Raw genomic sequence first — 23,185 nt, forward strand, 5'->3', positions numbered from 1 at the left:
AAACTAACGCTTTCAAATTATTCTCAATAATAGGATATGCAAGGCTATGGCTGAATACGTCTATACCATGTCTCGTGTGAGCAAAGTTGTGCCGCCGAAACGTCAAATACTAAAAGACATCTCTCTGAGCTTCTTCCCAGGTGCTAAAATCGGTGTACTTGGCCTAAATGGTTCAGGTAAATCAACTTTACTGCGCATTATGGCGGGTATTGATCAAGATATTGATGGTGAAGCACGCGCACAAGTTGGCCTAAAAGTTGGTTACCTACCTCAAGAACCGGTTCTTGATGAATCAAAAACGGTACGTGAAATTGTTGAAGAAGCCGTTTCTGATGTTGCAGACGCTTTAAAACGCATTGACGCTGTTTACGCGGCCTACGCAGAACCCGATGCTGATTTCGATGCGCTAGCGAAAGAGCAAGGCGAATTAGAAGCCTTAATTCAAGCCAAAGATGGTCATAACCTAGAGAATTCTTTGGAACGCGCAGCCGATGCATTGCGTCTGCCAGAATGGGATGCCAAGATTGAATTCTTATCCGGTGGTGAACGCCGTCGTGTCGCAATTTGTCGTCTGTTACTCGAAAAACCTGACATGTTATTACTTGATGAACCAACTAACCACTTAGATGCAGAATCAGTGGCATGGCTTGAGCATTTCCTCGTTGATTACAGCGGTACTGTTGTGGCAATTACCCATGACCGTTATTTCCTAGACAACGCTGCAGGTTGGATCTTAGAGCTTGACCGTGGTGAAGGTATCCCATGGGAAGGTAACTACACTTCGTGGCTAGAGCAAAAAGATGAGCGCCTCGCACAAGAGTCATCAACTGAAAACGCTCGCAAGAAAACCATCGCGAAAGAATTGGAGTGGGTACGTCAAAATCCAAAGGGTCGTCAAGCTAAATCAAAAGCGCGTATGGCTCGATTTGAAGAATTAAATACCTCTGATCATCAAAAACGTAATGAAACCAACGAGCTGTTTATTCCGCCGGGTGAGCGTTTAGGTGACAAAGTACTGGAAGTGAAGAACTTAACCAAATCATTTGGTGATCGTGTTCTTATTGATGATTTATCTTTCAGTATGCCAAAAGGTGCCATCGTCGGTATCGTCGGTGCCAATGGCGCTGGTAAATCAACGCTATTTAAAATGCTAAGCGGCGCAGAGCAACCAGATTCAGGTACCGTCGAATTAGGTACAACCGTCAAACTGGCCTCCGTTGATCAGTTCCGCGACAGCATGAATGATAACAACAGCGTATTCCAAGAGATCTCTGAAGGCGCCGACATCATCAAAATCAATAACTTTGAAATTCCAGCCCGTGCGTATTGCTCTCGCTTTAATTTTAGAGGAAACGATCAACAAAAACGCATTGGCGATTTATCGGGCGGCGAACGTAACCGTGTGCACTTAGCTAAATTGCTTAAAGCTGGCGGTAACGTATTACTACTCGATGAACCAACCAATGACCTAGACGTCGAAACACTGCGTGCACTTGAAGAGGCCCTGCTTGAATTCCCTGGGTGCGCCATGGTTATCTCGCATGACCGCTGGTTCCTCGATCGTATCGCGACTCACATCTTAGATTACCGAGATGAGGGTCAAGTGAACTTCTTTGAAGGAAACTACAGTGAATATACCGATTGGTTAAAACAAACTCTTGGCGCAGCGGCGGCAGAACCGCACCGTATTAAGTACAAACGTATGACCAAATAATCACTGAGCAGTGAACAAAAATACCAAGGCCACATTTTAATTAGATGTGGCTTTTTTAATACCTGAAAATGAATAATGCGAGCAGCGCTGTAAAAACAAATTACCATTATCTCTAACCCTTTAGCTTTTGAATTCGTTAAGGTAAACCTAATAGTATTCATTTGCTTATTTCATCAATGTGAATCACTAATATGCTGTTTTTCTCTTTTAAGCTCCCCATCTCACTCGCTAAAAACAGCGATATTATCACCGTTCCTACTTTTGCTACTGCTGGGTTCATCCTCCTCTCTTTTACTTGCATATTATTTAGTGCGTATCATTTGGCGCATCAAACCCCAAAGCGCACAAACTCTGCGCCTACCATGATCACAATGAATAATTTTAATCATAAGTCTGAGGAGAATAATAAGAATAAAACAGTAAATGAACATATATCAGCCCCTAAGCTGAAGACAGAAATGAATACCTTGCCTTCTACTTTTCTCGTATCCAATATCAATAAGGACACGTCTAATTTAAGCCCTGCAGTTAAAGCGACCTTATTTCGAATGATCCCAAATGATCTTCCCATGGCATATCAAAGAATATCATCACCTTATGGTGTACGAATCCACCCTATAACCGGTCAATCAAAGCGACATTTAGGTATGGATTTAACCTGCCCCAATGGTGGCACTGTCTATGCGACAGCCGATGGCGTAGTCGAACTCACTCGTCCGAGTAATCAAGGCTATGGCAACCTAATTAAAATACGTCATGGATTTGGTTTTATGTCGATGTATGCGCACTTACAACGCTTCTTGGTTAAAACAGGCCAGTTCATTGAAAAAGGCGATCCTATTGCTTTATGTGGAAATACGGGATCATCCACAGGTCCACATTTGCATTACGAGATTCGTTTTTTAGCTCAAACACTTGACCCAAAAGACTTCTTAAATTGGCACCCCGATAATTTTAATCAACTATTTAAGCAACAAAATCATATTCATTGGTCTTCACTGGTTAATAATATTAATGGCTTGATTCAGCTACAAGGGTTACTAGAAAGAACGACTAAACCGTCATCAATAAAAGAAAGTGGTGAAGTACATAGGGATAATTATCATGATGAATTGCAAAGCTTTGGACTTGATGAAGATGGCTGGGAGAATGTAAAAACCAGCGCTGTAGCGAGCAAATGAACATTTAATCACAGGACAATAAAAAGCCAACTTTTGACTACGAATAAATAGTCAGAAAAGTTGGCTGATTTTACTATAAGAGAAAGGCCTTAAATCTATTTAATTACCTGACTTGGCTTATATTTACTTACCACGATGCATCGCATCATTGGCTTGTTTTAATAGGTTTTGGCTTTCATTCATAAAGCGTTGCGAGTAATCACCATACCAATCAGATACCGTTTCAAATTGCTGTACGAATTCAGCTTTATCATGGTTATCTAAAATTTTAATTGCTTCACCAAAACGTTGATGGAACCGTTTAATCATGTCGATGTTGTGTTGTGATGACATAATTATATCGCCATAAAGGTTAGGGTCTTGAGCAAATAGACGCCCAACCATCGCCAGTTCTAAGCGATAAATTGGTGAACTTAACTGCACTAAGGTGTCCAGATTTGGGTTCTCTTGCGATAAATGCAGGCCATAAGCAAACGAAGTAAAGTGACGCAATGCTTGGATTAAGGTCATGCCACTATCATGTTCTTTGGCATCAATAGCGCAAATACTCGCTCCCCAAATTTCAAATTGCTTGAGCAACCATTGGTAGGTTTCAGGTAAGCGGCCATCACTGCAAATAATCACTTGCTTGGCCATGCTTGGAATATCCGGACCAAACATAGGATGCAAACCAACTACGGGTCCAGAATGCACTTCAAGCATTGCCGCTAACGGATCCGCTTTGATTGACGTTAAATCACATAAAATACAATCATCAGGTAATTTAGGCAGTTTCCTAATCACAGAATCCGTTAAGTGGATTGGCACGCTCACCACCACCATACCAGCGTCTTTCAACAGCGTTTCCGCATTATCCCAATCTTGGCTGCCTAATATTTTCACTTGATAACCAGACAGCTCAAACATACGCTTAAACACACCACCTAGTTGGCCGTTACCACCCACTATAACGATCGGACGTAATTGTGGATTTAAACATTTGAAGCCAGAATCTTTTTCGCTAGCGTAAGACTCACGCATAGTGCGACGTAAAATATCTTCGATCAACTGAGGTGGAACGCCACGTTTTTCGGCTTCAGCACGACGAGAAGCTAACATAGCCGCTTCACGATCTGGCGCATAAATAGGCAGACCATGAATACTTTTTACTTCGCCTACTTTTTCAACTAGTGACAAACGCTGAGCCAAAAGCTCCACAATTTGTTTGTCTACCGCATCAATTTGATCTCGTAATTCATTTAATTCAACAGCCATTCACGTCTTCCTAATTCCTTTAGATGGTATTTATTCTACCCTTTTAGGCGATTCTCTAAAAATGGTACCAATTCTTGATACGCATGACGTAATAATGTTTCGGTCGAATCCCAATTAATGCACGCATCTGTGATCGAAACACCATACTGCATTTCAGAAAGTGGAATATCGGATCCTTGATTACCTTCATTTAAGTGGCTTTCAATCATTAAACCAATAATAGACTGGTTGCCCTCACGGATTTGATGAATAACATCTTCCGCCACTAAGGGTTGACGACGATAATCTTTACGAGAGTTCGCATGACTACAATCCACCATTAATGCAGCTTCTAGATTATACTTTGCCAGTTCTTGCTCACATTCATTCACCGATACTGAATCGTAGTTTGTTTGCGCGCCACCACGTAAAATAACATGACCATTGGTATTACCTTGTGTGGTAAGAAGCGCCACTTGACCATCACTATCAATGCCCATAAAACGGTGGCTAGATGAAGCGGCTTGCATCGCATTAATAGCGGTACCTAAACTGCCATCAGTACCATTTTTAAAACCAACCGGGACCGATAAACCACTGGCCATTTCACGGTGAGTTTGAGATTCCGTAGTTCGTGCGCCAATCGCAGCCCAACTGAAAGTATCACCTATGTATTGAGGGCTAATTGGGTCCAGCGCTTCGGTAGCTAAAGGAATCTCCATTTCAGCTAAATCAACCAATAATTGACGCGCAATATGTAAACCACTTTCAATATCAAAAGAGTTATCTAGATGTGGATCATTAATCAAACCTTTCCAACCAACAGTGGTACGAGGTTTTTCAAAATAAACACGCATTACAAGATAAATTTGATCATCCAACTGTGCCGATAATGCTTTAAGTCGCTTGGCATACTCTTTTGCAGCATCAATATCATGAATTGAGCAAGGGCCACAAACAATTAATAAACGATGATCTTTTTTATGAATGATATTTGAGATAGTTTGGCGAGACTCTTGGATAAATTGACGAGCCTTATCACTCAAAGGAATTTTCTGCTTTAATTCATTTGGAGTAATGATAACCTGCTCATCAATAATGTTAATATTGCTTAATTCACTCTTATGCATAACCGTACCTGTAAACTTTTTAATACATCAATATGAAAGCGACACTGCGCCGTATAAAGTTAAGTTATCACGGTATTTTTTATATTCAAACAAATCAAAACAACAAAACAACTGTAAAAATAAAATTACACTTGTAAATATTAATTTACGATTAATTGTCATTTTTCATTTTACTAACTTAAGTATTGGATTTATGGATCTTATTCTCTCGCTGTTACAGCAAATGTGTGTGTATTTAATGCTGGCTTATATGCTTAGTAAAACGCCTATATTCCTGCCTTTATTGAACATCTCATCTCGGCTCTCTCACAAGTTCAGTTGTTATGTTTTATTCTCACTATTTTGTATCATGGGCACCTATTTTGGTCTGCATATTAACGATGCGATCGCTAACACTCGTGCCATTGGCGCAGTAATGGGAGGGTTATTTGGTGGCCCTATCGTTGGTTTTGCCGTTGGACTAACTGGAGGGTTACATCGTTATAGCTTGGGTGGTTTTACCGATGTTGCCTGCGCAATATCAACCACAGCAGAAGGATTGATTGGTGGTCTCTTACACCTTTACCTCGTTAAAAAAGATAAAACCGAGCTATTGTTTAATCCCATTATTGTTCTTGCTGTGACCTTTGTGGCAGAAGCAAGCCAAATGTTGATCATCATTGCCGTCGCCCAACCTTTTGAGCAAGCTTTTGCATTAGTTTCTAATATTGCCGCACCAATGATCATTGCTAACTGCGTTGGCGCTGCGTTGTTTGTCAGTATCCTGCAAGACAGAAAGACCATCTTTGAAAAATACTCAGCAACGTTTTCTCGTAGAGCCTTAACTATTGCAGAATGAACGGTGGGAATATGGAATTCGGGGTTTAATTCCACCAACGCCGAACATGTTGTACGTATTATTTATGAAGAAACCAACGTAGGTGCGGTAGCTATCACCGATAAAGAAAAAATTCTCGCCTTTATTGGCAGCGGAGATAATCACCATAAACCGAATACTCCTATCTCATCCGCTTGCACTCACCAAGCAATGCAAGAAAACCGAGTTATGTTTTTAGATGGTAAAGAAAGCCCTTTTCAATGTTCCATTTCCACGGATTGTAAACTTGGATCAGTCTTGGTGATCCCACTACGGGCAGGCAAAGAAGTGGTTGGTACTATTAAATTATACGAGCCCAAACGTAAACTGCTCTCCAACATCAACCGCTCAATGGGTGAAGGTATTGCGCAGCTCTTGTCTAGCCAAATTTTATACAGTGATTTTCAGCAGCAACAAACCTTATTAGCTCAAGCTGAAATCAAGTTGCTGCATGCTCAGGTCAACCCCCACTTTTTATTTAATGCCTTAAATACGATTAGTGCCGTGATCCGCCGCGATCCCAATAAAGCACGAGAATTAATTCAGCACCTTTCTCATTTTTTTAGAAGTAACCTAAAACAAAATATTGAAACGGTCACGTTTAAAGATGAACTTGCTCACGTCAATGCTTACCTGACGATAGAAAAAGCACGCTTCACCGACAGACTAGAGGTTGATATTGATATCGCAGAAGAGCTGCTTGATAAATCACTACCAAGTTTTACCCTACAACCTTTAGTGGAAAATGCGATTAAACATGGCGTTGGTAATTTATTAGAAGGCGGTCGAGTCCGAATTTATAGTCAACGAAATTCTCTAGGTTATCGTATCGCAGTAGAAGATAATGCTGGCAGTTTTATTACACCAAAAGCTGAGCACCAAGGGCTGGGTATAGAAATTGTGAATAAACGACTTACTAATTATTTTGGTGATGTCGCAGAGTTAAAAACACATTACCAAAAAGGCACATTGACTCGAATGAGCTTTCTTATTCCTAATAATAAAATTGGAAAATGACAAAGGGATAGATAAACCATGTTAACCGCAATCGTAATTGATGATGAGCTGTTTGCTCGTGAAGAAATGACCGAATTACTGCAAGAAACAGGTGTCGTTGAAGTTATAGCGCAAGCCAATAATGCCATTGAAGGATTAAAGCAAATTAACGCATTAAAACCTGAAGTTGTTTTTGTTGATATTCAAATGCCTCAAGTGAATGGCATTGAATTATTGGCAATGATGGATCCAGATACCATGCCGCAGGTTATTTTTGTCACCGCTTTTGATCAATATGCAATTCAAGCCTTTGAAGACAATGCTTTTGATTATTTACTCAAACCTGTCGATCCTAAGCGTTTAAGCAAAACGATTCAACGCTTACTCAAAGCTAGGCAAAATCAAGAAGCGATTCATACCCAAACACAAATTGAAGCACTAACGCCAAAACGATTACAACAAGTCCCCTGCATTGGTCATAACCGTATTATGATCATCCCACTGCAAGATATTGAAACCGCCTTCAGTGACCTTTCTGGTGTGCATATTCAAACCGCGCAGCAAACTGCCAGTAGCCAATTAACACTCAAAACACTAGAAGAAAAAACAGAACTATTACGCTGTCATCGCCAATATTTAATCAATACCAAAGCGATTCGAGAAATCCGGTTACTTGATAATGGACTGGCTGAAGTGATCACTCATAGTGGACATATCACCCCAGTCAGTCGTCGTTATTTAAAACCATTAAAAGAAGTACTTGGCATTTTATGAGTTCTTATCTGTATCCCCATAAGGATATTTAGTATGACCATATCGTATCGCTAAAATAGCTATGGTGATTATCAGTATCGCTCCAGATAAGCCTAACATTCTGTATGTATCTAAGTTTTTCATATCTAAAATCATATAACGAGCCAACGCTACTATAACAATATAAAGCGGCATCCTGACTGGCAAGCGTCCAGATTTTAAATACAGACCAACCATAGCTAATACTTCTAGATATATAAAAAGCAAAAGCAGATCGGACAAACTTACATGCATATTAATGATCACGGACCAAATTTCTATCCCCATCGCAACCACAGTTAATACCGCAATGGTGAATAATCCAAAATCTTCGACTAAAAAAAGCGCCTTGTAACCAGCTCCTCTAACTCGATTCATGTTTACACTCCATTTAAAACCCACGCAACTGAATACGACGTAAGAATTCCGTCATGATTCGATCATAAAGTAAATCCCCTAGCCAGAGATCTTCTACTTTGTTATCAATACTTGGGTTGTCATTGACTTCAATCACATAGACTTGACCATCAATTTCTTTTAGATCTACGCCATACAAGCCTGAACCAATTAAGTTAGAGGCTTTAATTGCAGTATCAACGACATTCTTTGGTACTTGTTTTAAATCTAAAGTATCAAAACCGCCAGATGTTGTACGGCCGCTATTATGGTGTTGATAAATCTGCCAGTGTCCACGACTCATATGATAACGACATGCATAAATAGCCTGACGGTTCATCACGCCAATTCGCCAGTCAAAATCGGTTGGCATAAAGGCTTGTGCTAAAATCAAAGCACTCTTATCAAATAATTCGGCCGCTTTTTGCTCTAATGTTGCTTCATCAGTCACTTTCACGACTCCAACAGAAAAAGCGCCATCTGGAATTTTAAGTACTAATGGTAATTGCATGTGCTCTAGCAAATTTTGTTTCCAATCAGGATCAAAACTTCTCAAGATCATCGATTTAGGTGCAGGCACTTTATGTCGTTCTAACAATTCGGTTAAAAACACTTTGTTAGTACATTTCATGATCGATTCAGGGTCATCGATCACAACTAAACCTAACTTTTCAGCGCGCTTTGCAAAACGATAAGTAAAATTACTGATATTAGTCGTCGCACGAATAAATAAGCCATCAAACTCACTTAAACGAGAAAAATCATCCACCGTAATGGTTTGTAAGCTCATGCCTAAACGATTAGCCGCTTTTTTAAATCGATTTAATGCCACAGGATCCGACGGCGGCATTTTTTCATCCGGATCCACCAGCATCGCAACATCATAACGAAATGATTTGCTAGGCTTCGGTGAACGCCAAACTTTAGTTGAAAATAATTCGAGTGATTGAACAAAAATATCTTGCTCTTCATTGTTAAGATCTTGGAATGGGAATGGTTCAACTTTAACTAACTGCCAATGCTTACCATGTTTTTTCAACTCAATATCAAGCACCGGGATCATAAAGTGTTCAAATAAGCGACGAGCGACTTTCTCTAGCCCTTTGATGTGGCTGCGGCCAAAATAAATCTTACTGGCTACTTTCTCTGAATCAGAAAAATGCTTATTAAGATCTTGCTCAGGAAGTGAGATAACAAATGGTTGATTGACATCATTAATCGCCATCACTCGAGGAATAACACGATGACCACGAGCTTCAGCCAATAGCGAACAATAGTAACCATTGCTCATATAAGAATAATCGCGACACAAGTTGATTACTTGTACACTTTTATGCTTTTCAGTGCGATCTGATAGGAAATTAGGTTGTAAATAACTATCAACCGTCACGACTTGATCAGATGGAAAGTATTGACCCCAATCGCTGTCTTTATCGGTAACAATAACAAAATTTGCCATGAATACATTTACCTCTAGCAAAGAAACTATTTCTCGTATTTAATCATTATACCCATCGAATTGAGATCAATCTCGTTGGGTGGATTGCGTTAGAACAACGCTGAACAACCATTATTTATGGTGGATATTAAAGTGGATAGCACAATGGAATTTCGCCTCGCAACCCGACAAGATTTACCTGCGTTAATTGCATTAGAAGCGCAAATATTCAATAGTGACGTCATTGCGCCAAGACAAATGAAACGCTTTCTTCAGTCTCAACATAGCATGATATTTGTTGCTGTTATTGAACAACATATTACCGGCTATGCACTTCTTCTTTTCCATCAAGGCACTCAGCTATCTCGCCTTTATTCTATTGCCGTTAATTCAGATTTTCGTGGCAGACAAATCGCCCAAAAACTGGTTGAAAAGTGCGAAGAATCTGCATTAGAACAAGGCTCTACCACATTACGCTTAGAAGTAAGAAATGACAATCTAGCAGCTAAAAATTTATATCAAAAACTTGGCTATAAACCGCTTAAAACATTAATCCATTATTACGATGATTTAGCCGACGGCATTCGTATGCAAAAACGTTTAACCGCAAGCCTACCAAAAACATTATTACCAATGCCTTTGTACATTCAAACCACGCCATTTACTTGTGGGGCAGCGTGTTTACTGATGGCATTTTCAACCTTAAATAAAGACTTCGAACCTAATCGGAAGGAAGAGTTACAACTTTGGCGAGAAGCAACTACGATTTTCATGGCAGCCGGACATGGTGGGTGCAGTGGACATGGATTAGCACTAGCCGCCAAAAAGCGAGGATTTGATGTCGAGCTTTGGACTCGTTCGGATTCCACTCCATTTATAGACAGTGTACGAGATCTGAATAAAAAAGAAGTGATTGACATTGTGCATCAAGATTTTTGCCAACAGGTCGATGCTTTAGATATTCATCACATCATTGCTCCACCCAATAACCAGAAAATAGAAGCTTGGATTGAACAAGGAAAATGTGTATTGCTACTGATAAGCACCTATCGTTTTAATGGTAATAAAGAGCCACATTGGATTATTTTATCAGGCATGAATGAACAGTTTTTCTTTATCCATGATCCACATACTGAGGCAAAACATGATGTTTCATCATCTGCCTCTATTCCTATCAGTAAAGCAGGATTAGCTCAAATTTTAGGGTTTGGAAAACAAAAGCATACGGCGTGTGTGGTGGTGGGAGAATAAGAGCAAACGTTGATAAAACTTTGGGGCTACCAATCTACTGTAGCCCCATATTTCTATTCTTTTATTAAACTCACGACTGTCCAACCTTCCGCCGTTTTATGAGAACTATCATTTGATAAAACATGGATATTACCTTTAGGATCAACAGTAAATAGCGACAATCGATGTCCATCAGAATACTTCATCACATAATCTTCCCACTTAAACTCTGCTGTCAACTTGGTGTGCTTTACCTCTGCACCTTGGTTAATTAGACTAGCCAATTTTTTATAACTGACATCTTCACCAAATAAGGTTCTACCGTGTTTATCTTCTACAACTTGGTGCTTCTCGTGTTGATTGTCTTTGGCTTTTCCATTTAAGAAAAACACGCGTCGATCACCAAAATCACTCATAAAGTGTTTAGCTGCGACGATATTAAAATGCTTATCTGGCGAAACGGCAATCAGATTACCAATGCCAATTAAATCTAAGTATTCCTCTGCATGACTTGAAGTTGGATTACCATAGTAGGTTTCTAAACCTTGCATTCGAGCTTTCCGGATATACTCCCAGTTCGAATCAGTTATGATCACTCGATCCCCATATTTCTTTAGCGCCATTGCAAGACTGCGTCCAATATCATTCGCGCCAACAACTAAATATCCTCTTGGTGACGGTTCCGATAGCTTCAATGCATTTGCTAATGGTCGAGCGGTCATACTTTGCAATACAACGGTGCCGACGATGACCATAAAGGTGAGTGGCACTAATAAACTGGCTTCTTCCACGCCAGACTCAACTAATTTAATAGCAAATAACGATGAAATAGACGCCGCGACGATCCCACGAGGAGCGACCCAGGCAATAAAAGCTTTCTCTTTAAAATTAAGACTACTGCCAATGGTCGAAATAAAAATCGCAATAGGACGAGAAACTAATTGAATTGCGACGAACAAAATTGCGGATCCAACACCTAGAGCCATAAAGTCATTCAATTCCATCCGGGCGGAGAGCATCAGAAACAGACCTGAAATTAATAAAATCGTCAGGTTTTCTTTGAAATGTAGAATGTTTTGAATATTGACACCTTTGGCATTCGCAAGCCACATTCCCATAACGGTTACGGCTAACAAACCAGATTCAGATTCCAAGTGATTAGAGATGGCGAATACACCAAGCACTAATGTCAAAACAGCAAAAGGTTGCAAATATTCAGGTAGTAACCGACGGCGTAAAATTTGAGCCAATAATGCGCCAGTAACAACACCAAGAACAATTCCAATCAATAAGATCAATCCAAATACAGCAAGACTATGCACCTTGCTACTGGAAACAATGAATTCGTATACGATCACAATAAACAATGCGCCGATAGGATCAATCAAGATACCTTCCCAACGCAAAATGTTAGCCAATTTAGCTTTAGGCCGAACAGTACGTAGTAACGGAACCACTACTGTCGGGCCAGTGACTACGGTTAAGCTGCCAAATAACAAGGCTAACGGCCAACTAAAATCGAGAATATAAAAGGTAAATACGCTGGTTAACCCCCAAGAAATTAATGCGCCAACCGTGACAATATTCATCACGGTGCGGTTGACTCCTCGAATCTCTTTTAAGTTAAGCGTTAAGCTACCTTCAAATAAAATCACTGCCACCGCTAAAGAAATCAAAGGAAACAGTAAATCACCAAACATATCATTCGGTGCAAAAACATGGGTAATTGGTCCAATAATAAAACCTGCAATCAATAAGAACAAAATTGCAGGTAACTTCATCCGCCACGCTAACCATTGGCAGCCTAAACCAACTAAACCAACTGCCGCTAGCATCAAACCTATTTGTTCATTGTGCATAATTATCCCTTAACAGCCTTTACATGCTCAAAGTACATTAATTGGATCCATCCAACTTGCTATCATTCCAACCACGCTGCCATTCCATTCTGAATTTTTGTGAATCAGGAGTTCCTTCGCACACACCTTCATAATAGTTACCAGACACGCCAATTTGATAAGCATGTTTAGGGTTACAATATTCTTTATTGCCTTTTAAGTAACCTTCCGCATATTCATTAACATTTACACCACCAAGTTTCGATAACTGACTTGAAGTACGATTCTGCTTTCCTTTAATTCCATCAGAATAACCAAGAGATCCCCAATCCCCTGATTTCATATAATCTTCAGCAGTATCCGCACACGCCGTTAACAGCAAAGCTGAACAGCTCAATAAGATCATAGTTGTAAACTGAGAAACATTTTTTAGCTTCATGACATCCCTTATATCTAAATGATTTTGTTATATAGATTTCTTAACTTAGATCATAACTATTACACAGGTCACATTCAAAGCAAACGAAAACCAAGTGGTTTAATGTCAACATAAACCACTTAACTTCGCCAATCACCACTCAATTTAATATTCGACCACTCAAACAAATGTTATATGAATGTTATTAGGTGCAGATTTATTATATAGCCTGAATTTTCAAACAACCTGAGCAGGACAATAATTATGATGATGTTCCTTTTTTGTGTAGCAGCATTAATTGCAGGCTACTTTATTTACGGAGCTTTCGTTGAGAAAGTATTTGGTATCAATGAAAAACGCACTACTCCCGCTTTTTCTAAGCAAGATGGTGTGGATTATGTACCAATGTCGAACAAAAAAGTGTATTTAGTTCAATTACTGAACATTGCAGGCGTCGGTCCAATTTTTGGCCCAATAATGGGTGCCCTTTACGGCCCTGCAGCCATGTTATGGATTGTCCTAGGTTGTATTTTCGCAGGCGCAGTACATGATTATTTTTCAGGTATGCTTTCTATTCGTAACGGCGGAGCCTCGGTTCCAAGCCTTACGGGCCGCTATTTAGGAAACAATGCCAAGCACTTTATGAATATCTTTGCTTTAGTGTTATTACTACTGGTTGGTGTTGTATTTGTCTCAGCTCCTGCAGGAATGATCACAAACCTAGTAAATGAGCAAACCGATACTACTGTTTCTATGGGCTTAATGGTTGCGATTATCTTTGCCTACTACATTCTTGCCACAATTGTACCTATTGATAAAATCATCGGTCGTTTCTATCCACTATTTGGCGCTCTGCTTATCTTTATGTCCGTTGGCCTGATTGCAGCTGTCGCATTCTCTAGCGACCATGCAATTTTAGCTGGCTATAAATTTAGCGATATGTTCACCAACATGAATCCAAATGACCTGCCACTTTGGCCTGCTCTATTCATAACAATTGCGTGTGGTGCAATTTCTGGCTTCCATGCAACTCAATCACCGTTAATGGCTCGTTGTTTAGAAAATGAAAAAAATGGTCGCTTTGTATTCTTTGGTGCAATGATTGGTGAAGGTGTTATCGCATTAATTTGGTGTGCGGTTGCCTTATCTTTCTTTGGTTCAATGGATGCGCTACAAGAAGCAGTTGCAAATGGTGGTCCTGGTAATGTGGTTTACGGTGCATCATTTGGTTTACTCGGTGTATTTGGTGGTATTTTAGCGTTCTTAGGTGTGGTTATTCTACCTATCACTTCTGGCGATACAGCATTCCGCTCAAGCCGTTTGATCTTAGCTGAATACTTCAACATGGAACAAAAAACACTGAGAAGTCGTTTATTTATGGCGATGCCTTTGTTTGTGATTGGCGGAATCTTAACTCAAGTCGATTTTGCGATTATCTGGCGCTACTTCGGTTTTGCTAATCAAACGACTGCGGTAATGATGTTATGGACTGCATCGGCATACCTATTGCGCTTTAATAAATTCCATTGGATCAGTACTATTCCTGCAATGTTTATGACGGCAGTGTGTATCACTTTCATCTTAAATAATCATACTTTAGGTTTTGGTATGGGAATGCAGATTTCAACCATCATCGGTATTGTGGCGAGCTTATTAATTACTGGTTATGTGATTAAAATATCGAAAGGTAAAGGTGACCCAGAATTTGATCAAGCGGAAGAAGATAAGTTAGTCAATTACACTGAGTCTCGTGATTAAGGTTTGATTCACTAAAAACACAAAGGCCGATAGGTAATCAAACCCATCGGCCTTTTTCAGTTTTGTATTTTCAAGAAATGAGTAACCTCGTACCTGAGACTTGTATTAATCTACATTTTTTAGTTATTCTATATTTTTGATTTGTAACTCTTTTGGCACTTCAAAGAACATATTCTCTTCACGACCTAACACTTCTTCTACATCGGTAGCACCAAGTTCTTTAATTCGATCAATTATTTGATTCACTAATTCTTCTGGCGCAGAGGCTCCAGCTGTCACGCCTATTTTCTGTTTACCATCAAACCAACTAGCATCAATATCTTCAGGGCAATCGATCAAATAACCCTGAGTGCCTAGTTTCTCCGCCAGTTCTTTTAAACGATTCGAATTGGAGGAATTCTTCGAGCCCACGACCACCATAATATCTACGCTTCCTGCTAAGATACGAACGGCATCTTGACGATTTTGAGTAGCATAGCAAATATCATCTTTACGAGGACCTTGGATTTCAGGGAAGGCTTGGCGCAAAGCATCAATCACATCCGAGGTTTCATCAACCGATAACGTTGTTTGACTCACGTAGTGCAAGTTAGTTGGATCACGGACGACTAAATGCGCGACATCTTCAGGGCCCTCAACCAGGTACATTCCGCCCGTTTCGCTTGCATATTGCCCCATCGTTCCTTCAACTTCAGGGTGACCAGCATGACCAATTAGCACTACTTCCATATTTTTACGGCTAGCACGAGCCACTTCCATATGTACTTTAGTTACTAGTGGGCATGTTGCATCAAATACGGTTAACTGACGCTCTTTGGCTTCGTTACGTACCACTTGTGATACACCATGAGCCGAAAATATAACGATATTATCGTCTGGAACTTCTGAAAGCTCTTCAACAAAAACTGCACCGCGCTGCTTTAACCCTTCTACCACAAAGCGGTTATGCACCACTTCATGACGAACATAAATCGGCGGCTGATACATTTCTAATGCACGTTCAACGATACTGATCGCTCGATCAACACCAGCACAAAAACCACGAGGATTTGCTAATAAAATTTTCATGTTTTGAGTCATGTCCTGAGCCATCTCTATGTATCAATAATGGCGTTATTCTACCGATAACAAGTTTGCTGGCAACCATTCAAAAGCGAAACGTTGAATTATTCAACCTCGAGAATATCCACTTCAAAGTGAACATCTTGCCCAGAGAGCGGATGATTAAAATCAACCGTTATAGACTCACCAGAAATTTCACTAATAATACCTGGAATTTCAACGCCATCAGGGCCGTTGAATCCCATAATAGTGCCCACTTCTAACTCTTGACCACTAAAGCGAGTGCGATCCATATGGTGAATATTATCAGGGTTAGGTAGGCCAAAGGCGTCTTTAGCCGCTAATTCAATTACCTTACTTTCACCCGCAGCTAAACCTAATAAACACTGTTCGAAGTTTTCACTTAAGCTACCATCCCCCATCACAAATTTAGCAGGCTTGCCCATATTGTGAGTGCTATCAGCCACTGAACCATCTTTAAGTTTTATAGTGAAGTGCAGAGTTACCGCGCTAGTATTGGTAATTGTAGACACAAAAAATCCTTATTTTATTTAATGACAGGTTAAATACCGTGCTTAACTTTAAATCATGCCATTGAGAAATGATGTTAGGTAGATTAAAAAAATGCACTACTTTATAAAGAAACAAAGCAATGCAATATTTTATCTATGAGCGGTAATTCTGGTTATTCCTCTGATTGTTGACCGTTATTTTCGATCTCGATCCGAGTAACGCGCTGCAAGCCTCGTGGTAATTTGGCTCCACGACGGCCACGCTCTCCACGGAAGTTATCCAAATCAATCGGTTTTAATCCAAGCTTACGTTTACCTGCGTATAAGGTAACCGTTACGCCATAAGGAATAGAAATTAATTGAGTGACAAATTCTTCGCGCGCTTTCGCTTTAGCCGATGGAATATTGATAATCTTATTACCTTTCCCTTTACCTAATTGCGGTAAATCTTTAATTGGGAACAATAACATTCTGCCTTCATTGGTGATCACCAAGATCTCATCTTGCTCAATATCGGAAATCTGACTTGGCGGCAGAACTTCGGATGCTTGAGGAAGATTGATCAATCCTTTACCACTGCGGTTTTTCGACAATAGATCAGTGCCTTTACACACAAAACCATAACCAGCATCGGAGGCAACTAACCATAACTGGTCTTCTTCTCCCATGATCACTTGGCTAACACTGGTGCCAGCATTGATATTCAAACGGCCAGTAATTGGTTCACCTTGACTACGCGCTGAAGGTAATGAGTGTGATTCAAGTGAATAGCTACGACCATCGGTGCCAAGGAACACGGCCTGTTGGTTACTCTTACCATGCGCTTGAGCTAAATAAGCATCACCAGATTTGTAACTTAACGTCGATGCATCCACATCATGCCCTTTAGCATGACGGATCCAACCTTTTTCAGATAGCACAACCGTGATCGGCTCACTTGGGATCAAATCACGTTCCGTTAAGGCTTTCGCTTCTGCACGTTCAATTAATGGAGAACGACGATCATCGCCATACTTTTCAGCATCCGCTTCAATTTCTTTTTTGATCAACGTATTTAAACGACGATCAGAACCCAATAATAACTCTAACTTTTGGCGCTCTTTCTCTAATTCATCTTGCTCGCCACGCAATTTCATTTCTTCTAATTTAGCAAGATTACGTAAGCGAGTATCTAAAATAGCATTGGCTTGAATTTCAGTGATCCCGAAACGTGCCATCAACACATCTTTCGGCTCATCTTCGGTTCGGATGATCTCAATCACTTCATCAAGGTTGAGGTAAGCCACCAACAAACCTTCTAAGATATGTAAGCGATCTAAGATTTTATCTAAACGATACTGTAAACGACGACGAACCGTCATGCGGCGAAAATCAATCCACTCTTGCAAGATCTTAATTAATCCTTTTACTTCAGGACGATTATCCGTGCCTATCATATTCAGGTTAACGCGGAAATTTTTCTCAAGATCGGTTGAAGCAAATAAGTGATTCATTAACTGATCGCAATCAATGCGATTAGAGCGCGGCACAATCAATATACGTGTTGGGTTTTCATGATCGGATTCATCACGTAAATCATCCACCATTGGCAGCTTTTTGGCGCGCATTTGGCTCGCGATTTGTTCTAACAATTTTGCGCCAGAAACTTGATGCGGAAGCGCAGTAATGACGATATCCGAACCTTCTTTATGCCACACTGCGCGCATTTTAATACTGCCACGACCGGTGCGATACATTTTTTCAATATCGCTTGGTGGTGAAATAATTTCCGCTTCAGTTGGATAATCAGGCCCTTTCACAAAGTCCATTACTTCGGAGAGTTCTGCTTTTGGGTTTTCCAGTAAATGTACTGTTGCACCTGCAATTTCACGCACGTTATGAGGCGGAATATCAGTCGCCATTCCCACCGCAATACCGGTAATGCCATTTAATAAAATGTGAGGTAAACGAGCGGGTAACATCTTCGGCTCTTTCATGGTGCCATCAAAGTTAGGTGCCCATTCCACAGTCCCTTGACCAAGTTCTCCTAATAATACCTCTGCAAATTTAGATAATTTCGCTTCGGTATAACGCATCGCAGCAAACGATTTAGGATCATCGGGTGCGCCCCAGTTTCCTTGGCCATCCACCAGTGGATAACGATAAGAGAAAGGTTGCGCCATTAATACCATTGCTTCATAACAGGCTGAATCACCGTGTGGATGATATTTACCTAATACGTCACCAACCGTACGAGCCGATTTTTTGTATTTTGATGCTGCTGACAAACCAAGCTCCGACATCGCATAAATAATACGACGTTGAACCGGTTTTAAACCATCCCCTACATAAGGCAAGGCACGATCCATGATCACGTACATTGAATAATTGAGATACGCATCTTCTGTAAATTTGCGTAGCGTTAACTGTTCAACACCGTCAAAGGTAATTTCAGAACTCATTAATAGACCTTGTTTATTCTGTTTTCCACACTCAAAAATTGTTGCTAATCAGCTTCAACTAAGCAGGATTTATAGTTCTACGTCAGCTTTATCGCCATACGCTTGTAACCAAGCACGACGATCTTCGGCACGTTTTTTACCGAGTAACATATCCATCATTTCCATGGTTTTTTCATCGTCATCTATCGTCAGTTGCACTAAGCGACGAGTATTGGGATCCATGGTAGTTTCGCGTAATTGAAGTGGGTTCATCTCACCCAGACCTTTGAATCGTTGCACGTTAATCTTCGCTTTTTTACTACTCAAACGATCTAAAATCCCTTCTTTTTCACTCTCATCTAATGCATAGAACACTTCTTTACCGCAATCGATACGAAACAGTGGAGGCATCGCAACATATACATGACCAGCCCGTACTAAAGATTCAAAATGACGCATGAATAAAGCGCACAATAAAGTGGCGATATGTAGTCCATCTGAATCCGCATCCGCAAGAATACAGATCTTACCGTAACGTAATCCATCAAGATCTTCTGTATCAGGGTCTATCCCTAATGCGATAGAAATATTATGTACTTCATCAGAAGCAAGCACTTGGTCAGAAGAAACTTCCCACGTATTTAATATTTTCCCACGCAGCGGCATGATCGCTTGGAATTCACGATCTCGAGCTTGTTTAGCAGAGCCACCCGCAGAGTCCCCTTCCACCAAGAACAGTTCAGTACGACTGAGATCTTGTACTGTACAATCAGTCAGCTTCCCAGGTAGAGCGGGGCCGGATGCAATTTTCTTACGTACCACTTTTTTACTAGCTCGCATACGGCGATGAGCACTAGCAATACAAGTTTCGGCAAGCAATTCTGCAATTTGTGGTTTTTCATTCAACCATAAACTGAAAGCATCTTTAACGACGCCAGAAACAAAAGCGGCACATTGACGAGAAGATAAACGCTCTTTGGTTTGGCCAGCAAACTGTGGATCTTGCATTTTGACCGATAGCACATAAGCACAGCGGTCAAACACATCATCGCCCGTGAGCTTTACGCCGCGCGGTAACAGATTACGAAATTCACAGAACTCACGCATCGCATCAAGTAAACCTTGGCGTAAACCATTGACGTGTGTACCACCTTGCGCGGTTGGAATTAAGTTAACGTAGCTTTCGGTGATAAGTTCACCACCTTCTGGCAACCAGATTAATGCCCAATCTGCAGCTTCAGTTTGAGCAGAAAACACACCTGTAAATGGTTCTTCCGGCAGTAAGGTATAACCCTTAACACCTTCCATAAGATAATCTTTTAAGCCATCTTCATAATGCCATTGATAGGTTTTATCATTCACTTTATCAATGAATTCAACATCAAGCCCTGGACATAAAACCGCTTTTGCACGTAAATTATTAATTAAACGACTGGCTGAAAATTTACCTGAATCAAAATAAGAAGCATCTGGCCAAAAATGAACACTAGTTCCAGTATTACGACGACCACAAGTCCCCGTCACCTCTAATTCAGATACTTTATTGCCATGTTCAAAGGCAATTTCGTACACTTGACCATCTCGCTTAATACTGACTTCTACTCGCTTAGATAAGGCATTAACTACCGAGATCCCAACACCATGCAGACCACCAGAGAATTGGTAGTTTTTATTGGAAAACTTACCACCTGCATGGAGCTTACAAAAAATAAGTTCGACACCAGAAATTTTTTCTTCTGGATGAATATCTACCGGCATACCACGTCCATCATCCATCACTTCGATAGATTGATCCGCATGTAAAATCACTTGAACTTTAGAGGCGTGACCCGCTAAGGCTTCATCGACACTGTTATCGATAACCTCTTGAGCTAAATGGTTTGGACGGGCAGTATCCGTATACATTCCCGGTCGGCGGCGAACCGGCTCAAGCCCATTAAGAACTTCTATTGCACCAGCATTATATTGTTCAGTCATAATAAAAAAGCATTACTCTAGAGAAATAGTGGCAATTCAAAAATTGCGGGGTGATTAATATGAAATGATGAATGAATTACCACTCATCAAGATTAACCAGAAGACTACAAGCCACAGTTTTAAAAGGGATATAGTCTGGAACCTACGCCATATTGTCAAGTTAAGTCAAATGAAAACAAAAAGGTTAACAAGATAAATCACATTACAACTGCAAAAACTCAATGATTCGTTGAGGATAACGTTCAAAATCAATAAAACTATGATCGCCACCTTGCTCAACAGTCAGCTTACTTTTTGCATATTTACTGACAGCTTGATTGTAATCTAGCACTTCATCGTCAGTTTGCAGCAAAACCCAAAAATCTTGTGGTGATAGTAAGCTATCGACCTCCAATAATTTTAGTTCATGAATATGTTTCGATTCCAACACATAGTTTTCATGAGTATAAGGATTATATTGAGGGCCAAGAAAATCACTCAACAGCTCATAAGGACGAACTGCAGGATTCACAACTACCGCACGCAAACCATATTTAAGGTTCAGCCATGTCGATAAATATCCACCTAACGAGCTTCCCACTAAACCAATATTATAGTCTGAGGAATATTGTTGTACTAACAAGCTTAAATATTTTGCAGCGTCAGCAGGAAAACATGGCAACTGTGGGATCATGAGCTTAATATCTGGCCTACATTGCTGACAATAAGCTTGCATGATATTGGCTTTTAAAGAGAGAGGTGAGCTATTGAAACCATGGAGATATAAAAGCATGGAAGGTTTAGACACGGCAAGTTCCTCGAACACATTAACGGCCAGTTGCGACCTTCGGCTATTCTAGCCGATAAATTCGAGATCAATACCCTTCTGCGTCAAAATCTGGCAAAAAATCTTCTCCGTCCAAGCGGTAAATTTGAGTTTCAATCTCCCCACTTGGCAATAAAGCAAGCGAACGCCAACCTGGAGCGACACGATCTAAAGCAAACTCATTAGAATTAGGTTTAAATTGAATACAAGTCGAAGGACTAGTGATCACCCGAACACCATTGTATAGCTGATTAAAATCTTGATGAACATGGCCACATAAAACGGCTTTAGCTTTAGAATATGGTGCAATAACTTGCCAAAATTCATCGCTATTATGTAGACAATGTTTATCTAACCATTCACTTCCCACCAATCTAGGATGATGATGCAATAAAATAAGAGTATAACGATCGGGGTAATCACTAAGAGCTTGATCTAAATAATTTAGTTGTTCTTTGGATAGCTCACCATGTGGACAGCCTTCGACTTGGCTATCAAGTAAAACCACTTGCCAAAATTTGCCAGCAAGAACGTGGGTAGACGATTTGATTTGAGCTGAAGGATAAATACTATTCATGCTCGGTTTGTAGTCGTGATTCCCTGGTAACCAATAACAATTTTTGCCAAGCGTTTGAATGCCTTGATTAAACCGCTGATAAGACTCATCCGTATGGTCTTGTGATACATCTCCAGTCATAATCAAAGCCTGATATTCAAACTGCTTTGATTCAACATGCTTCGTTATATCTTGAACGACAGCGGCAAAACTATCTAAAGTGTTCACACCAAGCAAACTGCCTTTTTCATCTGAAAAAAGGTGAGTATCTGTGACCTGAACAAATGTCACAATATCTTGATTAGATTCGATAGTATCAATGGTATTCAATGCATTAAACTCAAATTAAAGGTTGTACATCCGTGACAATAAACTCAAATATTACACGAGAAATAATTACTAAATTAATACAGTCACTATTAATAAATAGGAGTACGACTAATGCCATGTCGTAAACAAAAGGTTAACCATTCACCTAAAAACTGATTTAGCTGAAATTTTTCATCTCTTTGCATCATATTTTTATTAGGGTAATCATATATTGCCTGCACCCGAGAAATCTGCTCGCTAGCACACACTTCCGCAACTCTAGCATCATGATAAAGACGAACTTGCATACGAGGAAGTGGAAACACCGGACGCACATCACATTGACATACATCAACCAGAGTGGTGTATCTTGTCACTTCTTTAATTTCGAGTTGATATGCCATTTTCGAAACTTGGTACGAACGAGTTTCTCCCACATCTGGATCATGTGGAATTAAAGCATTCATTTTGGCGTAATTGGTTTCATAGACTCGCATTAAACCAGCCAAATCAACATGATAAGCTTTACGCATCTAACCTCTTTCTTTATATCAACATAATTTA

At 40.2% G+C, this 23,185-nt stretch carries 18 protein-coding genes and 1 pseudogene; 6 read left to right on the top strand and 13 right to left on the bottom strand.

Going from position 1 to position 23,185, the window contains the following annotated elements:
• The first annotated feature begins 46 nt into the window (after window positions 1-46).
• The gene (ettA, locus tag HC725_RS13040; protein WP_190332260.1) at window positions 47-1,714 is read left to right on the top strand and encodes an energy-dependent translational throttle protein EttA; all 1,668 of its coding nucleotides are present in this window, start codon (window positions 47-49) and stop codon (window positions 1,712-1,714) included.
• A gap of 191 nt (window positions 1,715-1,905) precedes the next feature.
• Complete coding sequence (locus HC725_RS13045) at window positions 1,906-2,895, top strand: M23 family metallopeptidase (RefSeq protein ID WP_190332261.1); 990 nt, start codon at window positions 1,906-1,908, stop codon at window positions 2,893-2,895.
• Window positions 2,896-3,018: 123 nt separating this feature from the next.
• On the opposite strand, the gene tyrA is transcribed toward HC725_RS13045, so the two are convergent.
• Together tyrA and HC725_RS13055 are read right to left on the bottom strand one after the other, a co-directional pair.
• The gene (gene tyrA, locus HC725_RS13050) at window positions 3,019-4,149 is read right to left on the bottom strand and encodes a bifunctional chorismate mutase/prephenate dehydrogenase (RefSeq protein ID WP_190332262.1); all 1,131 of its coding nucleotides are present in this window, start codon (window positions 4,147-4,149) and stop codon (window positions 3,019-3,021) included.
• Window positions 4,150-4,184: 35 nt separating this feature from the next.
• Window positions 4,185-5,258 carry a 3-deoxy-7-phosphoheptulonate synthase gene (locus HC725_RS13055; RefSeq protein ID WP_190332263.1) on the bottom strand — a complete coding sequence of 358 codons (1,074 nt, stop codon included), beginning with the start codon at window positions 5,256-5,258 and terminating at the stop codon, window positions 4,185-4,187.
• Window positions 5,259-5,451: 193 nt separating this feature from the next.
• Here HC725_RS13055 and HC725_RS13060 point away from each other — a divergent pair.
• A pseudogene (locus HC725_RS13060) lies at window positions 5,452-7,131 on the top strand (LytS/YhcK type 5TM receptor domain-containing protein).
• Between the two features lie 18 nt (window positions 7,132-7,149).
• Window positions 7,150-7,884, top strand: a complete 735-nt coding sequence (btsR, locus tag HC725_RS13065) for a two-component system response regulator BtsR (RefSeq protein ID WP_190332264.1) — start codon at window positions 7,150-7,152, stop codon at window positions 7,882-7,884.
• Here the strand turns inward: btsR and HC725_RS13070 are convergent.
• Both HC725_RS13070 and HC725_RS13075 read right to left on the bottom strand, forming a co-directional pair.
• Window positions 7,879-8,280, bottom strand: coding sequence for a phosphate-starvation-inducible protein PsiE (locus HC725_RS13070; RefSeq protein ID WP_190332265.1), 402 nt, complete (start codon window positions 8,278-8,280; stop codon window positions 7,879-7,881). The genes btsR and HC725_RS13070 overlap by 6 nt on opposite strands.
• A 13-nt stretch (window positions 8,281-8,293) precedes the next feature.
• A complete protein-coding gene (locus tag HC725_RS13075; RefSeq protein ID WP_190332266.1) occupies window positions 8,294-9,757 on the bottom strand; it encodes a RimK family protein in 1,464 nt (487 codons plus the stop codon).
• A gap of 144 nt (window positions 9,758-9,901) precedes the next feature.
• On the opposite strand from HC725_RS13075, the gene HC725_RS13080 reads away from it, so the two are divergent.
• Window positions 9,902-10,987 (top strand): GNAT family N-acetyltransferase/peptidase C39 family protein, encoded by a 1,086-nt coding sequence (locus tag HC725_RS13080; RefSeq protein ID WP_190332267.1) that lies wholly within the window; start codon window positions 9,902-9,904, stop codon window positions 10,985-10,987.
• Between the two features lie 53 nt (window positions 10,988-11,040).
• On the opposite strand, the gene HC725_RS13085 is transcribed toward HC725_RS13080, so the two are convergent.
• Both HC725_RS13085 and HC725_RS13090 read right to left on the bottom strand, forming a co-directional pair.
• Window positions 11,041-12,825 carry a cation:proton antiporter gene (locus tag HC725_RS13085; RefSeq protein ID WP_190332268.1) on the bottom strand — a complete coding sequence of 595 codons (1,785 nt, stop codon included), beginning with the start codon at window positions 12,823-12,825 and terminating at the stop codon, window positions 11,041-11,043.
• A gap of 37 nt (window positions 12,826-12,862) precedes the next feature.
• Window positions 12,863-13,243 carry a DUF2799 domain-containing protein gene (locus HC725_RS13090; protein WP_190332269.1) on the bottom strand — a complete coding sequence of 127 codons (381 nt, stop codon included), beginning with the start codon at window positions 13,241-13,243 and terminating at the stop codon, window positions 12,863-12,865.
• Between the two features lie 243 nt (window positions 13,244-13,486).
• On the opposite strand from HC725_RS13090, the gene HC725_RS13095 reads away from it, so the two are divergent.
• On the top strand, window positions 13,487-14,980 hold the full coding sequence (locus HC725_RS13095) for a carbon starvation CstA family protein (protein WP_190332270.1): 1,494 nt from the start codon (window positions 13,487-13,489) through the stop codon (window positions 14,978-14,980).
• A gap of 123 nt (window positions 14,981-15,103) precedes the next feature.
• Here HC725_RS13095 and ispH read toward each other — a convergent pair whose 3' ends face one another.
• The 7 genes from ispH to HC725_RS13130 form a co-directional block, all read right to left on the bottom strand.
• Window positions 15,104-16,060, bottom strand: coding sequence for a 4-hydroxy-3-methylbut-2-enyl diphosphate reductase (gene ispH / locus HC725_RS13100; protein WP_190332271.1), 957 nt, complete (start codon window positions 16,058-16,060; stop codon window positions 15,104-15,106).
• 86 nt (window positions 16,061-16,146) lie between these two features.
• The gene (gene fkpB / locus HC725_RS13105) at window positions 16,147-16,575 is read right to left on the bottom strand and encodes an FKBP-type peptidyl-prolyl cis-trans isomerase (RefSeq protein ID WP_190332272.1); all 429 of its coding nucleotides are present in this window, start codon (window positions 16,573-16,575) and stop codon (window positions 16,147-16,149) included.
• Window positions 16,576-16,727: 152 nt separating this feature from the next.
• Window positions 16,728-18,995 carry a DNA topoisomerase IV subunit A gene (parC, locus tag HC725_RS13110; protein ID WP_190332273.1) on the bottom strand — a complete coding sequence of 756 codons (2,268 nt, stop codon included), beginning with the start codon at window positions 18,993-18,995 and terminating at the stop codon, window positions 16,728-16,730.
• A 69-nt stretch (window positions 18,996-19,064) separates the two neighbouring features.
• A complete protein-coding gene (gene parE / locus HC725_RS13115; RefSeq protein ID WP_190332274.1) occupies window positions 19,065-20,951 on the bottom strand; it encodes a DNA topoisomerase IV subunit B in 1,887 nt (628 codons plus the stop codon).
• 202 nt (window positions 20,952-21,153) lie between these two features.
• Window positions 21,154-21,738 carry an esterase YqiA gene (gene yqiA / locus HC725_RS13120; protein ID WP_190332275.1) on the bottom strand — a complete coding sequence of 195 codons (585 nt, stop codon included), beginning with the start codon at window positions 21,736-21,738 and terminating at the stop codon, window positions 21,154-21,156.
• A gap of 67 nt (window positions 21,739-21,805) precedes the next feature.
• Entirely contained in the window at window positions 21,806-22,642 is an 837-nt protein-coding gene (gene cpdA / locus HC725_RS13125; RefSeq protein WP_190332276.1) for a 3',5'-cyclic-AMP phosphodiesterase, read from the bottom strand.
• A gap of 89 nt (window positions 22,643-22,731) precedes the next feature.
• Window positions 22,732-23,154 (bottom strand): DUF1249 family protein, encoded by a 423-nt coding sequence (locus tag HC725_RS13130; protein WP_190332277.1) that lies wholly within the window; start codon window positions 23,152-23,154, stop codon window positions 22,732-22,734.
• Between the last annotated feature and the right edge of the window lie 31 nt (window positions 23,155-23,185).

The sequence above is a fragment of the Vibrio sp. S17_S38 genome (assembly GCF_014694375.1).
In the GTDB taxonomy this organism is placed as follows: Bacteria; Pseudomonadota; Gammaproteobacteria; order Enterobacterales; family Vibrionaceae; genus Vibrio.

Excerpts from the sequence above, each read along its gene's own strand:
- ettA (WP_190332260.1), top strand. The coding sequence starts at position 47 with ATGGCTGAATACGTCTATACCATGTCTCGTGTGAGCAAAGTTGTGCCG.
- HC725_RS13045 (WP_190332261.1), top strand. The coding sequence starts at position 1,906 with ATGCTGTTTTTCTCTTTTAAGCTCCCCATCTCACTCGCTAAAAACAGC.
- tyrA (WP_190332262.1), bottom strand. The coding sequence starts at position 4,149 with ATGGCTGTTGAATTAAATGAATTACGAGATCAAATTGATGCGGTAGAC.
- HC725_RS13055 (WP_190332263.1), bottom strand. The coding sequence starts at position 5,258 with ATGCATAAGAGTGAATTAAGCAATATTAACATTATTGATGAGCAGGTT.
- btsR (WP_190332264.1), top strand. The coding sequence starts at position 7,150 with ATGTTAACCGCAATCGTAATTGATGATGAGCTGTTTGCTCGTGAAGAA.
- HC725_RS13070 (WP_190332265.1), bottom strand. The coding sequence starts at position 8,280 with ATGAATCGAGTTAGAGGAGCTGGTTACAAGGCGCTTTTTTTAGTCGAA.
- HC725_RS13075 (WP_190332266.1), bottom strand. The coding sequence starts at position 9,757 with ATGGCAAATTTTGTTATTGTTACCGATAAAGACAGCGATTGGGGTCAA.
- HC725_RS13080 (WP_190332267.1), top strand. The coding sequence starts at position 9,902 with ATGGAATTTCGCCTCGCAACCCGACAAGATTTACCTGCGTTAATTGCA.
- HC725_RS13085 (WP_190332268.1), bottom strand. The coding sequence starts at position 12,825 with ATGCACAATGAACAAATAGGTTTGATGCTAGCGGCAGTTGGTTTAGTT.
- HC725_RS13090 (WP_190332269.1), bottom strand. The coding sequence starts at position 13,243 with ATGAAGCTAAAAAATGTTTCTCAGTTTACAACTATGATCTTATTGAGC.
- HC725_RS13095 (WP_190332270.1), top strand. The coding sequence starts at position 13,487 with ATGATGATGTTCCTTTTTTGTGTAGCAGCATTAATTGCAGGCTACTTT.
- ispH (WP_190332271.1), bottom strand. The coding sequence starts at position 16,060 with ATGACTCAAAACATGAAAATTTTATTAGCAAATCCTCGTGGTTTTTGT.
- parC (WP_190332273.1), bottom strand. The coding sequence starts at position 18,995 with ATGAGTTCTGAAATTACCTTTGACGGTGTTGAACAGTTAACGCTACGC.
- parE (WP_190332274.1), bottom strand. The coding sequence starts at position 20,951 with ATGACTGAACAATATAATGCTGGTGCAATAGAAGTTCTTAATGGGCTT.
- HC725_RS13130 (WP_190332277.1), bottom strand. The coding sequence starts at position 23,154 with ATGCGTAAAGCTTATCATGTTGATTTGGCTGGTTTAATGCGAGTCTAT.